Source organism: Kitasatospora sp. NPDC093102, from assembly GCF_040683915.1.
GTDB lineage: Bacteria > Actinomycetota > Actinomycetes > Streptomycetales > Streptomycetaceae > Kitasatospora.
Window position 1 is genome coordinate 40,170 of sequence record NZ_JBFBFA010000012.1, and the last position, 14,234, is coordinate 54,403.

General features: G+C 73.3%; 14 protein-coding genes. 11 read left to right on the forward strand and 3 right to left on the reverse strand.

Features of this window, described 5'->3' with window-relative positions:
- Nucleotides 1–73: 73 nt before the first annotated feature.
- Nucleotides 74–1,162 (reverse strand): NADH:flavin oxidoreductase, encoded by a 1,089-nt coding sequence (locus tag AB0O11_RS18555; protein WP_363387707.1) that lies wholly within the window; start codon nt 1,160–1,162, stop codon nt 74–76.
- Nucleotides 1,163–1,522: 360 nt separating this feature from the next.
- Here AB0O11_RS18555 and AB0O11_RS18560 point away from each other — a divergent pair, with 360 nt between their 5' ends.
- The 6 genes from AB0O11_RS18560 to AB0O11_RS18585 all read left to right on the forward strand — a co-directional run bounded on the left by AB0O11_RS18560 (nt 1,523) and on the right by AB0O11_RS18585 (nt 9,613).
- Nucleotides 1,523–2,275, forward strand: a complete 753-nt coding sequence (locus AB0O11_RS18560) for an oxidoreductase (RefSeq protein WP_363388069.1) — start codon at nt 1,523–1,525, stop codon at nt 2,273–2,275.
- A gap of 29 nt (nt 2,276–2,304) precedes the next feature.
- On the forward strand, nt 2,305–3,501 hold the full coding sequence (locus AB0O11_RS18565) for a cytochrome P450 (protein ID WP_363387710.1): 1,197 nt from the start codon (nt 2,305–2,307) through the stop codon (nt 3,499–3,501).
- Nucleotides 3,498–6,926: a carboxylic acid reductase gene (car, locus tag AB0O11_RS18570; RefSeq protein WP_363387713.1), complete on the forward strand. Its 3,429-nt coding sequence runs from the start codon at nt 3,498–3,500 to the stop codon at nt 6,924–6,926. The genes AB0O11_RS18565 and car overlap by 4 nt, the downstream gene beginning before the upstream one ends.
- A 53-nt stretch (nt 6,927–6,979) precedes the next feature.
- Nucleotides 6,980–7,345 (forward strand): nuclear transport factor 2 family protein, encoded by a 366-nt coding sequence (locus AB0O11_RS18575; RefSeq protein WP_363387716.1) that lies wholly within the window; start codon nt 6,980–6,982, stop codon nt 7,343–7,345.
- 185 nt (nt 7,346–7,530) lie between these two features.
- A complete protein-coding gene (locus AB0O11_RS18580) occupies nt 7,531–9,141 on the forward strand; it encodes a cytochrome bc complex cytochrome b subunit (RefSeq protein ID WP_363387719.1) in 1,611 nt (536 codons plus the stop codon).
- Between the two features lie 31 nt (nt 9,142–9,172).
- The gene (locus AB0O11_RS18585; RefSeq protein ID WP_363387721.1) at nt 9,173–9,613 is read left to right on the forward strand and encodes a PPOX class F420-dependent oxidoreductase; all 441 of its coding nucleotides are present in this window, start codon (nt 9,173–9,175) and stop codon (nt 9,611–9,613) included.
- 138 nt (nt 9,614–9,751) lie between these two features.
- Here AB0O11_RS18585 and AB0O11_RS18590 read toward each other — a convergent pair whose 3' ends face one another.
- Nucleotides 9,752–10,021 (reverse strand): DUF1876 domain-containing protein, encoded by a 270-nt coding sequence (locus AB0O11_RS18590; RefSeq protein ID WP_224280512.1) that lies wholly within the window; start codon nt 10,019–10,021, stop codon nt 9,752–9,754.
- A gap of 79 nt (nt 10,022–10,100) precedes the next feature.
- On the opposite strand from AB0O11_RS18590, the gene AB0O11_RS18595 reads away from it, so the two are divergent.
- The 5 genes from AB0O11_RS18595 to AB0O11_RS18615 all read left to right on the forward strand — a co-directional run bounded on the left by AB0O11_RS18595 (nt 10,101) and on the right by AB0O11_RS18615 (nt 12,946).
- Nucleotides 10,101–10,250: a hypothetical protein gene (locus AB0O11_RS18595; protein WP_363387723.1), complete on the forward strand. Its 150-nt coding sequence runs from the start codon at nt 10,101–10,103 to the stop codon at nt 10,248–10,250.
- Nucleotides 10,247–10,819, forward strand: coding sequence for a DUF1990 domain-containing protein (locus AB0O11_RS18600; RefSeq protein WP_363387725.1), 573 nt, complete (start codon nt 10,247–10,249; stop codon nt 10,817–10,819). Before AB0O11_RS18595 ends, AB0O11_RS18600 begins: the two co-directional genes overlap by 4 nt.
- Nucleotides 10,816–11,496 (forward strand): hypothetical protein, encoded by a 681-nt coding sequence (locus AB0O11_RS18605; protein ID WP_363387728.1) that lies wholly within the window; start codon nt 10,816–10,818, stop codon nt 11,494–11,496. Before AB0O11_RS18600 ends, AB0O11_RS18605 begins: the two co-directional genes overlap by 4 nt.
- Nucleotides 11,493–12,224: a hypothetical protein gene (locus tag AB0O11_RS18610; RefSeq protein WP_363387730.1), complete on the forward strand. Its 732-nt coding sequence runs from the start codon at nt 11,493–11,495 to the stop codon at nt 12,222–12,224. The genes AB0O11_RS18605 and AB0O11_RS18610 overlap by 4 nt, the downstream gene beginning before the upstream one ends.
- A gap of 332 nt (nt 12,225–12,556) precedes the next feature.
- Nucleotides 12,557–12,946 carry a thioredoxin domain-containing protein gene (locus AB0O11_RS18615; protein ID WP_363387733.1) on the forward strand — a complete coding sequence of 130 codons (390 nt, stop codon included), beginning with the start codon at nt 12,557–12,559 and terminating at the stop codon, nt 12,944–12,946.
- Nucleotides 12,947–13,101: 155 nt separating this feature from the next.
- Here the strand turns inward: AB0O11_RS18615 and AB0O11_RS18620 are convergent, their stop codons facing one another.
- Complete coding sequence (locus AB0O11_RS18620) at nt 13,102–14,064, reverse strand: YafY family protein (RefSeq protein WP_363387736.1); 963 nt, start codon at nt 14,062–14,064, stop codon at nt 13,102–13,104.
- Nucleotides 14,065–14,234: the final 170 nt, after the last annotated feature.

Sequence of the window (14,234 nt, forward strand, 5' to 3'; positions counted from 1 at the left end):
GGCCGGGACGCCGAAGGGCCTGGCCCGCGGCACACGCCGCAGGCCAGGCCCTTCCGCTCCGGCGGTGGGACGGTCAGACCAGCGTCGTGAGCACCGACGGGTCGTACGGGACCGCCCCGGCCAGCTCGCCGCTGAGCGCTCGCACCGCCCAGTCGGGGTTGGCCAGCAGCGGCCGGCCGACCGCGACCAGGTCGAACTCGTCGCGCTCCAGCCGCTCGACCAGCCCCTCGATGCCGGCGAGCCCGGCCGGCCGGGTGAAGCCGTCGACGAACTCGCCTTCGCCGTACTGGCGGTCCAGCCCGACCGAACCGACCGTCACGGCCGCCTTGCCGGTGAGTTCGCGCGCCCAGCCCGCCAGGTTCAGGGCGCTGCCCTCGAACTCGGGCAGCCAGTAGCGGCGGGTGGAGGCGTGGAAGGCGTCGACGCCGGCGTCGGCCAGCGGGGTCAGCAGCTGCTCCAGCTCGTCCGGGCTCTCCGCGATGCGGGCGTCGTAGCGGTTGACCTTCCACTGGGAGAGCCGGAAGAAGAGCGGGAAGCCCGGGCTCACCGCCGCGCGGACGGCGTGCACGATCTCGGCCGCGAACCGCGCCCGGGAGGCCGGGTCGCCGCCGTAGCGGTCGCTGCGGCGGTTGGTGCCCCGCCACAGGAAGTCGTCGATCAGATAGCCGTGCGCACCGTGCAGTTCGACCCCGTCGAACCCGAGCCGCTCGGCGTCCGCAGCACCGCGCGCGAAGGCGGCCACGGTGTCGTCGATGTCCTGCTGGCTCATCGCCCGCCCGGCCGGGCCGCCGTCCAGGCCGATCCCGGAGGGCCCCTCGGCCGGCGGTTCGGTGCCCGGGCGCTGCACCCCGGTGTGCCACAGCTGCGGGATGATCCGGCCGCCGGCCGCGTGGACCGAGGCCACCACCCGGGACCAGCCCGCCAGGGCCTCCTCCCCGTGGAAGTGGGGGACTCCGTCGTAGGCCGCGGCGGCCTCCCGGCCGATGTAGGTGCCCTCGGTGACGATCAGCCCCACCCGGTGCGCCGCACGGCGGGCGTAGTACTCCGCGACGTCCGGGCCCGGCACCCCTCCGGGGGACTTCATCCTGGTCATCGGCGCCATCACGATCCGGTTCGGGACCGTCAGGTCGCCCACGGTGAACGGCTCTCCCAAGCCCGCCATTGTTCCTCCCGAGTTCGTCTGAATTCCGAGCCGGACGCCCCGGTCGATATCCGGCCGCGTCCCGGCGGCGTTTCCCTCCGTCGAATACCGGATGCCCGTGCGTCGGCAATCGACGATTATCGGTGCCGGCGTTCCCGGCGTCCAGCGGGACCAGCGCGCGCATCGGCCGGTCCGCCTTTGCACCGCATCAGGCGATGCACTGCATCGACACAATCTTCTTGACCATGACGAAGGTGGTCCCGGATAGTGGTCCGCAGTGGTTCCGCGCCGCCCTTTCGAATCGACACCGGACCATGCGCGCCCCGTTGCCGAAAGCGTCGCGGACAGATTTTCCGACCAGGGAAGGGCGACGGGACCGGAATGGAACGGGAATTGACGGGAAAGCGCGCGGTGGTCACCGGTGGGAGCCGCGGCATCGGCGCCGCCATCACGCGGAAGCTGCTGGAGGACGGCGCCACCGTCGTCGCCACCGCGCGCAAACCGACCGAGGACACGCCGGCCGAGGCCGCCTTCGTGCCGTCCGACCTCAGCACGGCGGCCGGTGTCCGTGAATTCGCCGACACCGCGCTCGAAATCCTCGGCGGCGTGGACATCGTGGTCAACAACGCCGGCGGCTGCCGCAGCTTCCAGAGCGCACTGGACATCGAGAAGGACTGGCAGTACACCGTCGACATCAATTTCCTGGCTGCTGTCCGGCTCAATTCCGCACTCGTCCCCGTGATGCGTTCGGGAGGCGGTGGCGTCATCGTCCACATGTCCTCGATCGCCACGGTCTCGTCCTATCCGATGATCCTGCACTACGCCGCCGCGAAATCGGCCCTGGAGGTCTACCACAAGGGGCTCGCGGCCGAGCTGGCGCCGGACGGCATCCGGGTCGTCGCGCTTTCCCCCGGGAATGTCATGACACCGGGCGCGGACGAGGCCCGGGACGGGATCGCCGACTACCTCGGGCTCGGGACGGAAACGGCGGACTGGGCCGAGGGGATCCCGCTCGGCCGGATCGGGCGCACCGAGGACATCGCCGAGGCGGTCGGGTTTCTGGTGTCCCCGCGCGCCTCCTGGATCACCGGCAGCAACCTCGTCATCGACGGCGGGCGGATCGCGGCTCTGTGACCGCCCCCGGGACCGGAAGGACTGACATCATGACCGCGACGGAAGACGGGCCCCGGGCCTATCCGTTCGGCCCGACGCACCGGCTCGACATCGACCCGGAGCTGGCCGCCGTCTGCGGCGAGCGGCCCGTGCTGAGGGTCCGGCTGCCCTTCGGCGGGGACGGCTGGCTGGTCACCCGCTACGCCGACGTCCGCACCGTGCTGGCCGACCCCCGGTTCAGCCGCGCCCAGGCGGTGGGCGACCACGTGCCCCGCACGGTCTCGGCCGGCCTCCCCCGCACCTCGATGCTGAGCATGGACCCGCCCGAGCACACCCGGCTGCGGCGCCGGGTGGCCAACCCGTTCACCCTCCGCCGGGTCGAGAAGCTGCGGCCGCGGGCCCAGGAGATCGTGGACGACCTGCTGGACGTGATGATCGCCTCGGGCTCGCCGGCCGACCTGACCACGGCCCTGACCTGGCCCCTCCCGGTCACCGTGATCTGCGAACTGCTGGGGGTGCCGGTCGCCGACCGCGACCGGTTCAACTCCTGGGTCGACGGCCTGCTGACGCTCTCCGACCCCGAGCTGTCCGCCCGCGACCGAGGAAACCTCAACGACTACCTGGCGGGCCTGGTCGCCGAACGCCGGGAGCACCCCACCTCCGACCTGCTCGGTGAACTGGCCTCCGTCGAGGGCGAGGAGAACTCGCTCACCGAGGAGGAGCTGGTCGGTCTCGGGGTCAGCCTGCTGTCCGCCGGCCAGGAGGCCACCGCCAACCAGATCGGCAACTTCGTCTACACCCTGCTGACCCGCCCGGAGCTGTGGCGGGAGCTGGTCGCCGATCCCGGCCTGATCCCCGACGCGGTGGAGGAGCTCTCCCGGATCGTCCCGATCAGCGCCACCGCCGGGTTCACCCGGATCGCCGTCGAGGACGTGGAGCTCAGCGGGCAGAAGATCCGCGCGGGCGAGGCGGTGGTCGCCGAACTCGGGCTGGCCAACCGGGACCCGGAGGTCTTCGAGCAGCCTGACGTGATCGACTTTCACCGCAACGCGGCCCCGCACGTCACCTTCGGGCACGGCGTGCACCACTGCCTCGGCGCCCAGCTCGCCAGGATGGAACTGCGCACGGTGCTCGACTCCCTGGCCCGCCGGCTGCCGGGTCTGCACCTCGCCGTCCCGTCCGAGCGGATCAGCTGGCGCACCGAACGCCTGATCCGCGGGGCGGAAGCCCTGCCGGTCGCCTGGTGAGCCCCACCACGGCCGGGTCCGGCACGACGGGCCAGTCGGAGGCCGTCCGGGCCGCGATCGCCGATCCGGCCGTCAGCCCGGCCGAGATCATGGCGACCGTCATGGTGGCCTACGGGGACCGGCCCGCCCTGGGCGAACGCGCCCGCGACCACGCGACGGGACGTCTGCTGCCGAGGTACGACACCATCAGCTACCGGGAGCTGTGGACCCGGGTGCGGGCGCTCGCCGGGGCCTGGGCGCACGAGCCCCGGTACCGGCTGGCGCCGGGCGACCGGATCTGCGTCCTCGGCTTCAGCAGCACCGACTACGCCACGGTCGACCTCGCCTGTGTCCACCTGGGCCTGGTCCCGGTGCCGCTGCACGCCAGCGCGCCGCTCTCCCAGCTGGCGCCGATCGTCGCGGAGACCGAGCCACGGGTCCTCGCCACGAGTGTCGAACGGCTGGACATCGCCGTCGCCGCGTTGCTCGGGCAGCCGTCGGTCCGTCACCTCCTGGTGTTCGACCACCACCCCGGGGTCCCCGCCGAGCACGCGGCCGTCGAGGCCGCGGCGCGGCGGCTGGCCGAGGCCGGCGGCACCGCCGTGCTCGACACGCTCACCGCGGCGGTCGGGCGCGGCGCCCTGCTGCCCGAGCCCCCGCTGCACGTGCCCGCCCCGGGTGAGGACCCGCTGGCCCTGCTCCTCTACACCTCCGGCAGCACCGGCGCCCCGAAGGGGGCGATGCACCCGCAGCGGCTGACCCGCAACACGTGGTGGGGTTTCGTCTACGGGCCCGCCGACGTGCCGTCGGTCGTCGTCCACTACATGCCGCAGAGCCACCAGGCCGGCCGGATGTCGGTGCTGGGCACGCTCGCCCGGGGCGGCCTGGGCTGCTTCACCGCCAGGAGCGACCTGTCCTGCCTGTTCGAGGACATCGCGCTGGTCCGCCCGACCGAGCTGACCATGGTGCCCCGGATCTGCGACATGCTCTTCCAGCAGTACCGGAGCGAACTCGACCGGCGGGCCGGCGAGCCCGGCGACGTCGACGCGGCCGTGAAGGCCCACCTGCGGGAGACCGTCCTGGGCGGACGGGTGGCGAAGGCCTTCTGCGGGACAGCGCCGGTGTCCGCCGAGGTCGCGGAGTTCGTCGAGTCCTGCCTGGGACTGCACCTGTACACCGGGTACGGCTCGACCGAGGCCGGCGGGGTGCTGCTCGACACCGTGGTGCAGCGCCCGCCCGTACTCGACTACAAGCTGGTCGACGTCCCCGAGCTGGGCTGCTTCACCACCGATCTGCCGCACCCGCGCGGCGAGTTGCTGCTCAGGACGAGCGCCGCCTTCGCCGGGTACTACCGTCGGCCCGAACTCACCGCGGCCGTCTTCGACGAGGACGGCTACTACCGCACCGGCGACATCATGGCCGAGGTCGGCCCGGACCGGCTGGTCTACGTCGGCCGCACCAAGGACGTGCTCAAGCTGTCCCAGGGCGAGTTCGTCACCGTCTCCCGGCTGGAGGGCGTCTTCCTCGGCAGTCCGCTGATCCGGCAGGTGTTCGTGTACGGCAACAGCGAGCGCGCCCACCTGCTCGCCGTGGTGGTGCCCACGCCGGACGCGATCGCCCGCGCCGGCGGCGATCCGCAGGAGCTCAAGCGGCTGGTCGACCGGGAACTCCGGCGCACGGCCGGGGAGAACGGGCTCAACCCGTACGAGGTGCCCCGGGACTTCCTGGTCGAGACCGAGCCCTTCAGCCCGGCCAACGGCCTGCTCTCCGACAGTCACAAGCCGCTGCGCCCCAAGCTCCTGGAGCGCTACGGCGAGGCCCTGGAGCGCCGTTACGCCGAACTCGCCGACGAGCAGGGCCGGCAACTGCGGGAACTGCGCCGGACCGGTGCCGACCGGCCGGTCGAGGAGACCGTGGCCCGGGCCGTTCGCGCCGTCCTGGGCCGGGCCGACGCCGGAGCGGACCCCGGTGCGCGCTTCACCGACCTCGGCGGCGACTCGCTCTCCGCGCTGTCCTTCGCCACCCTCCTGAAGGAGGTCCTGGGCGTCGAGGTGCCGGTCGGCGTCGTCATCGGTCCGACCACCGACCTGGCCGGCCTCGCGGCGTACGTCGAGGCCCGGCGCGCCGTCCCGGGGACCAGGCCCACGTCCGCCTCCGTGCACGGCCCCGGCGCGACCGAGGTCCGGGCCCGCGACCTCGCTCCGGACCGTTTCATCGACGCCCCGACCCTGGCCGCCGCACCGGACCTGCCCGGCCCCGCGGCGTCCCCGCGGACCGTCCTGCTCACCGGCGCCAACGGGTTCCTCGGCCGTTTCCTCTGCCTGGAGTGGCTCCGCCGGCTGGGCCCGTCCGGCGGTCGGCTGGTCTGCCTCGTCCGGGGCCGGACGCCGGCGGACGCGGCCGAGCGGCTCGACCGGGCCTTCGGCGACGGGGGCGAGGCGTCCCGGCTGTACCGGGAGCTGGCCCCCGGCACACTGACCGTCCTCGCCGGGGACCTCGCCGAACCCCGCCTGGGCCTGGACCCGGCCGGGTGGCACAGGCTGGCCGAGTCGGTGGACCTGATCGTCCACCCGGCCGCGCTGGTCAACCACGTGCTGCCCTACGCCGAGTTGTTCGGCCCCAACGTCACCGGCACCGCCGAACTGGTCAGGCTGGCGCTGACCGAACGGATCAAGCCCATCACCTACCTGTCGACGGTGGCCGTGCGCGGGGCGGCCGGGCCGTCCGTGCTCGACGAGGACGCCGACGTCCGGGAGGCGATCCCGCGCCGGCGCCTCGGCCGCGGCTACGCCGACGGGTACGCCGCCGGCAAGTGGGCCGGCGAGGTGCTGCTGCGGGAGGCCAACGAGCGGTACGGCCTACCGGTCACCACGTTCCGGTCGGGCATGATCCTCGCGCACAGCAGCTACCCCGGGCAGCTGAACGTGCCGGACGTGTTCACCCGGCTGGTCCTCAGCCTGGTGGCCACCGGCATCGCCCCGCGGTCGTTCCACCGCGGCGGAGTGCCCGTGCCCCACGACGGCCTCCCGGTCGACTTCCTCGCCGAGGCGGTCACCGCGCTGGGCACCCCGGGCCCGGACGGCTACCGCACCTACAACGCCTGGAACACGCACCACGACGGCGCCTCGCTGGACACCTTCGTGGACCGGCTCGTCGAGGAGGGCCACCCGATCCGGCGCATCGACGACTACGCGGACTGGTTCGCCCGCTTCACGACCGCGGTCCGGGCCCTGCCGGAACGGCAGCGCAGCCACTCGCTGCTACCCCTGCTGCACGCGTTCGAGCGGCCGGACGACGAACGCCGCGCTCCGGCCCCGCGGTTCCGGGCCGCCGTGCAGGCGGCCGGGATCGGGCCCGACCGGGACGTACCGCGTCTGTCACCCGGCCTCGTCACCAAGTACGTCACCGACCTGCGCGGCCTCGGGCTGCTCGACCAGGGCATCTGACGCTGCGTCACACCACCGTCCACCACCAGCCGATCCCACCGAACGGAGAACCCATGGGACAGGACGTCGGCACGGAACAGGAACTCGACGGGGCCTTGACCGCGGGACTGCGACTGCTGGAGTCGCGCGACCTCGCCGGCTTCCGCGCGCTGTGCACCCCCGGCGCCACGGTGTGGCAGAACGACGGCGACGGCACCCGGACGATCGACGTCCGGCTCGAACAGATCGCCACGTTCCTCGACACCGTCGAATCGCTGCGGTTCGAGGTCGTGCGCCGGTTCCACAAGCCCGGCGAGGCACTCCAGCAGCACGTCCTGGAGCTGGTGGCGCCGGACGGCACCCGCAGCCGGGTCCACGCCACCACCTACTTCCGGTTCGAGGGCGGGCTGATCGCCGAGATCGAGGAGCACCTCTCCTAGCGCCCCGGGGCGCGGGCCCCCGCCCCACCCCTCCCGCACCGGCCGGCTCCGCCGGCCGCGACTCCGGCACCGAGCACCCGGCACCCGACACCACGAGTAGAAGTGGGGATCATTCCCCGGTTATCGTGGGCGCCAGTGCGAATCGGGGACACATCCCCGTTTCCTTCGGACCGAGGTGCGTGCACATGACCCGGAATCAGAGCCCTGGGCGGGGGCAGCGGGCCGCCGACTGGGCGGACGGCCGGCTGGGGATCTACTCCCTGGCCAGGGCGAACCTGCGGAAGATCTTCCCGGACCACTGGTCCTTCATGCTGGGCGAGATCTGCCTCTACACCTTCCTGATCATCATCCTGACCGGTGTCTGGCTGACGCTGTTCTTCAAGCCCAGCATGGGCGAGGTGGTCTACGCCGGCTCGTACGTGCCGCTCAAGGGCGTTCCGATGTCGGAGGCCTACGCCTCCACCGTGGACATCAGCTTCGAGGTCCGCGGCGGCCTGCTGATCCGGCAGATCCACCACTGGGCGGCGATCGTCTTCGTCGCGGCCATGTTCGTCCACATGATGCGGGTGTTCTTCACCGGAGCCTTCCGCAAGCCGCGCGAGATCAACTGGGTGTTCGGCTTCCTGCTGCTCTTCCTCGGCATGCTGGACGGCTTCTTCGGCTACTCGCTGCCGGACGACCTGCTCTCGGGCACCGGCATCCGGTTCATCGAGGGCGCGATCCTCGCCGTACCACTGGTCGGCACGTACATCCAGATGTTCCTGTTCGGCGGGGAGTTCCCCGGCCACGACATCGTGCCGCGGTTCTTCACCATCCACGTGCTGCTCATCCCGGGCATCATGCTCGGCCTGCTGGTGGCGCACCTGATCCTGGTCTTCCACCACAAGCACACCCAGTGGGCGGGCCCGGGCAGGACCGAGAAGAACGTCGTCGGCTCGCCGCTGATGCCGGTCTACACGGCCAAGGCCGGCGGGTTCTTCTTCCTGGCCTTCGGCATCATCGCGCTGGTGGCGGCGGTCGCGACCGTCAACCCGATCTGGGCGTACGGCCCGTACCGCCCGGACCAGGTGTCCACCGACGCCCAGCCGGACTGGTACATGGGATTCGCCGAGGGCCTGATCCGGATCATGCCCGGCTGGGAGATCGGGCTGTGGGGGCACACCCTCAACCTCGGGGTGCTCATCCCGTTCACGCTGTTCCCGCTGATCCTGGGCGCCATCGCCGTCCACCCGTTCGTGGAGGGCTGGGCGACCGACGACAAACGGGAGCACCACCTGCTCGACCGGCCACGCAACGCGCCCGTCCGCACCGCGCTCGGTGCCGCCTGGATCAGCCTGTACCTGGTGGCGCTGGTGGCCGGCGGCAACGACCTCATCGCCACCCACCTGCACCTGTCGCTCAACGCCATCACGTACGCCGCCCGGGTCGGCTTCTTCGTCGTCCCGGTGGTCGTCTTCCTCGTCACCAAGCGCTGGTGCCTCGGCCTCCAGCGCCGGGACCGCGACAAGGTGCTGCACGGACGCGAGACCGGCGTCATCAAGCGCCTGCCGCACGGCGAGTTCACCGAGGTGCACGCCCGGCTCTCACCACGGGAGCTGCACCGGCTCACGGCGCACGAACAGCCCCGCCCCCTCGAACTGCCCGCCCCGGTGGACGAGAATGGAGTGGCCCGCCCGGCAGGGGTGCTCACCCGCACCCGGACCCGGCTCTCCCGCGGGTTCCACGGCGAGAGCGGCCGGATCCCCAAGCCCACCGCCGAGGAGTACCGCGAGATCACCGAGGGCCGCGGGCACTGACCCGCACCCCCCGATGGCACAGGGAGGACAGGTGCACCACCGAACCGACCGGCTCGCCGACAGCAGGTACCTCCTGCTCACCACCTTCGGCGAGGACGGCAGCCGGATGGAGTCGCAGCTCTGGGTGGTGCCGGACGGCACGGCCCTCGGGGTCTGGACCCCGGCCCACTCCGGCGAGGCCGAACGGATCCGCCGCCACCCCCGGGTACTGATCGGCCCCTGCGACGCCCACGGACGCCCCACCGGCCGGCAGGTCCCGGCGCGGGCGCGGCTCTGCGACGCCGACGACACCGCGCGCTACCGCACCTCGCTGATCAACAAGTACGGACTGACGGCGCTGATCGCGTTGGCCCGCAGCCGGTTCCGGGTGGGGCTGGCCGGGACGGTCGGCATCCGGATCACGCCGAACGAGCTGGAACAGCGGCTGGTCGGCCCGGAGTGGCAGCCGCCGGGCACCTACTGCGCCAACTGACGGGCCGTCAATTCCCGTCGGGCGCCGGACCCCGGAACGGGCGGCTCCGGCGCTCGACGTTTCCGGAGCCGCCTCCTTTCCGGAGCCGCTCCCGGGCCGCCAGAGCCGCTCCCGGGCCGCCGTCCGGTCACCAGGAGGTCACGACAGCGGGTGGGTCGGGACCGGACTGACCTCCTGGATCTCGCCGTGGGCCTTGGTGAGCAACTGCGAGGCGAGCTCGTTGAGCGCCCGGGCCCCGGCGATCTCCTCGCCGACCCGCAGCTGTTCCGGGTCGGCGGGGTGGCGGCTGCTGTAGCCGTGGGCGCGCAGTTCGCTCCCGTCGCCGAGCCGCAGCAGCGCGGCGGCGCTGGTCCGCGGCCCCTCTTCGCGGAACTCCATCTCGATGTGCCAACCGACCAGAGTCTTCATGGCGGATCACCTCCATCGGTTACTCCTCCAGAGTGCGCCGCACCCACCGTGAACACCAGGCCAGCCGGGTCGGTTGGCAGTGGGAGAGAGAGTTGAACGCGTTCAAGTCAGCCGCGTAGAGTCGAACGCGCTCGGCTTCGCGCTCTGCGCCCTGCTCGCCTGGCGGCGGCTCGCCGCCGACCGCCCCCGCACCACCACCCCGGTCAAGACGCCGGAGACCGCCCGGTGAACGACTACAACTACCCCGAGCAGGGCGCCAGCCGCACCGGCGAACTGCCCGCCGGCTACAACCACCTGCGGCACAGCGCCCTCATCGGCCACGGCCGCCCCGCGCTGGAGGCCGCCGGCGCCGCCCTGCTCGACTGGCGGATGCACCGGCTCGCGGGCGTCCGGATCGAATCGACGGCCCACCGGGCCGCCCCAGGCGTCGCCGTGCGCTGCGCCATCGGCCTCGGCCCGCTGCGGGCCGGCGCCCCCAACCGGGTGCCGGCCGCGTTCGACGGCCCGGACCGGTACGGTTTCACCTACGGCACCAGGGCCGGGCACCTGGCCCGGGGCGAGGAGACCTTCCTGGTCGAACTGGCCCCGGACGGTGCGGTCCGGTTCTCCGTCACCGCCTTCAGCCGCCCGGTCGCCTGGTACGCCCGGCTCGCCGGCCCGCTGCTCCCGCTCGCCCAGCGCGTCTTCGCCCGGCACTGCGGGCGCGTACTGGCCCGGATCGCGGCGGGGCCGGCGCCTGCCGGCGGGGGTAAAACCGCTGGTCGGGACGGCGGGCTGTCCTGGATGATCGGCGGATGATGTCGATGCGCCCGGTCCTGGAGATCTTCGCCCCCGACGGCTTCACGCTCTGGCCGACGGGCAGTCACGCGCCGCACCTGGAACTCACGCTGACCGGGCGGTTGACGCCGGCCGAGGTGGGTATGGCGGTGTGGCGCCTGGCCGTCTGCAACGACGTCGAGCCCGACCCCGAGCAGGCCGAGGAGCGCGGCCCCCGGCCGGCGGACCCGTTGGGTGCCTTCCTGCACGGGCTGCTCACCGAGCCGCACCCGCACGCCCCCGGTGGGCTGGTGCTGAGCGACTCGGTCACCGGCGCCGTCTTCGAACCGGGCTGCTGCAACGGCCTGGAGGACTGGCGCGAATGGCGGGACGCCACGGACGGCTCCGGCACCGCCTGGTTCGGCCACGACCCCGATGCCCGGGCCGAACGCGTCGGCCGGGTCGTCCGGCTGACCCAGGACGCCGGGGACCGCGAGGACAGCGAGGACGGCGAGGACGGCGAGGACGGCGAGGACCGCGACGACACGGTGATCGAGCTGCCGGTGGACGAGCTGCGCCGGCTGCTCGCCGGGGCCGAGCAGGACCTGCTCGACTTCCTCGCCCTGGTGGCGAGTTGGGCCGGACAGCAGGTTCCCGAACACGCCGAGACCGTCACCGCCGCGCTCGCCCGGGCACTGGACCTGGAGCCGCCGGCATGACCAGCTTCCACACCCACCGGGCCCGAGTGCACGACGCCTCGCTCCCGCCGTACCGGCGGCACAGCGCGCTGCGCACCTGCCTGACCCGCTTCGCCCCGTACGGCCTGCGGGCGACGTACCACCACCTCACCGTCAGCGCCCGGGTGCCGCGCCACCTGGAGGCCGACCCGGACTCGCTGGTCCGTGCGGTGGACGAGCTGCACGAGGCGCGCGAGCTGTGGCTGGCCCGGGCCGAGGAGTACGCGGAGCAGCGCCGGGCGCAGAAGCAGGCCGGGCGGCGGCAGCCGCCGGAGACGGCCTGGTGGCACCTGCGCTGGTGGGGCTCGCCGGACGCGGCCTGGCAGCACGACCCGTTCCTGCATCCGCCGCTGCGCCTGCCCGACTACGTGCGGCGGCAGAACGCACTGCTGGACGGCGCCGAGTTGCCCGGCTGCCCGGCGTGCGGGGAGCAGGGCCGGCCGGTGCCGCTTCCGACCGGCCACGGCCACGCCGAGCTGTGCCGCTGCTGCGCGCGGGTCCTGACGCCCTGTGACTGCGGGCAGTGGCACAGCTTCGAGCCCGCGCTGCGGGTCGGCTGGAGCCGGACCTGGCGGCGGGAGCACATGACCGGCGCCGGCGAGCCGAACCCGCACCGGCCCGGCGTCCGGGGCGCGGCCCGGGTCGAGCGGCTGGAGTCGTACACGATTTCGTGGGGGTCGTTCATCGCGCGCCGGGACCACGACGAGTAGCGCGCCGCCGTTCTGGACGCGGACCTCGAAGTGGTCGATGTCCCCCGGCTGGCAGGCCGCGCCGCCGGACGAACCGCAGCCGGCGATCAGGGCGGCCGCCGCGATGCCGGACGCGGTCAGCGCGACGGCCCGGCGGGTGCGGAGTGTGTTGCGCATGGGGTGCCTCCCGCGCGGGGGAAGGTTCGGGACGAACCGGACACCCTTCTGTACGGGCGGTGGCCTCCGGCTGCCCGACCCCGGCGCCCGGGACCGCCGGAATACCCCGTCGGCCAGGACCGTTGTGGCGGGCACATGGTCGGAAGCGCCGACGCCGGAAGGGAAGGAACCGCGAGATGAGCAGCACGGTCGAGCTGACCAAGGAGAACTTCGACGACATCGTCCCGGGCCCGGAGGGCAAGGACTTCGTCTTCATCGACTTCTGGGCCGGGTGGTGCGGGCCGTGCCGCCAGTTCGCCCCGGTGTACGAGAAGGCCGCCGAGCGCCACTCGGACCTGGTCTTCGCCAAGGTGGACACCGAGGCGCAGCAGGAACTGGCCGCCGCGTTCGACATCCAGTCGATCCCGACGCTGGCGATCATCCGTGAGGGCGTGCTCGTCTTCTCGCAGCCCGGAGCGCTGCCGGAGGCGACGTTCGAGGACCTGATCGGCCAGGCCCGCAACCTGGACATGGCCGAGGTGAAGCGCAAGGTCGCCGAGGACCAGGCGGCCGGCGGCCAGGCCTGATCCGGACGCCCGAGGGCCGGGGAGCGTGGTCTCCCCGGCCCTTCGCCGTACCGGGCCCCGGCCCGTCACGCCGGCTCCGGCCAGTCCCGCTCCGACCAGTCCGGCTCCGACCAGTCCGGCTCCGACCAGTCCCGCTCAGGTCAGTCCGGCGGCGGTCAGTCCGGCTCGGCGCCCCAGGCGGCGAGCCGGGCCGCGAGCGCCCGCACCTCGGCGCGCAGCGCGGCGGGCTCCCGGACGGTGAACGGCCACCCCAGGCCGGCCAGCAGCACCGCGACGCCGTCCAGGTTCTGTGCCCGGGCCCGCAGCAACACCCGGTCCTCGGCGAGTTCGGTGAGCGTGCCGGCGGCGGGCGGCAGCCGGCGGCGGGCCTCGGCGAGGGTGGTCTCCAGCTCCACCTCCACCCGGTGCCGCCAGGGCGCCCCGGCCAGTGACTCCACCACCCGCTGGACCGGGTCGAAGTCCTCGGGCGGCTCGAAGCCGGCCTCACCCTGCTCGACCCGGGTGATCCGGTCCAGCCGGAAGGTGCGCTGCTCGCCGCTGCGGTGGTCGAGCCCGGTGGTGTACCAGCGCCCGGAGTGGAAGACCAGCCCGTACGGGTCGAACTCGCGCTCGCTGGGCCGGTCCTCGCGGTCCCGGTAGGCGATCCGCACCCGGCGCCGGCGGCGGGCCGCCTCCGCCAGGGTGAACAGCGCGGCGGCGGCCGGGCCGGGACCGGTGGCGGGGACGGCGGTGAGGCCGAGGGTCTGCTCGACGGCGCAGACGCGTTCGCGCAGCGGCGGCGGCAGCACTCGCTGGATCTTGGCGAGGGCGGTCTCGGTGGCCCCCTCCCCCACCGACAGGCCGGAGCTGCGGCCGGCCAGCAGGCCGAGCACGACGGAGGCCGCCTCGTCCGGGGTGAGCATCAACGGCGGCAGCCGGTAGCCGGGCCGCAGGCGGTAACCCCCGTAGCGGCCGCGGTCGGCCTGGACGGGGATGCCGAGTTCGGCCAGCCGGGCGGCGTAACGGCGGACGGTGCGCTCGTCCACGTCGAGCCGGGCGGCCAGTTCGGCGCCGGTCAGGCCGGGGCGGTCCTGGAGCAGTTCCAGCAGGGCGAGGACGCGGCTGACCGGGTGCTCCACCGTGTACTCCTTCCCTTCTCTGCGCCGCTCTTCCGCATGCCCGGCGGCGAGGCGGAGAGAAATCCGGGCGACTTCTGACCGGATCCGATCCTAGGGTCGGCGGTGCAGGAGGCCCCACCGCGGCTGAGCCCGCCCGCGGGCCCGTCGCGGCCTCCCCCGGACATCCCCGT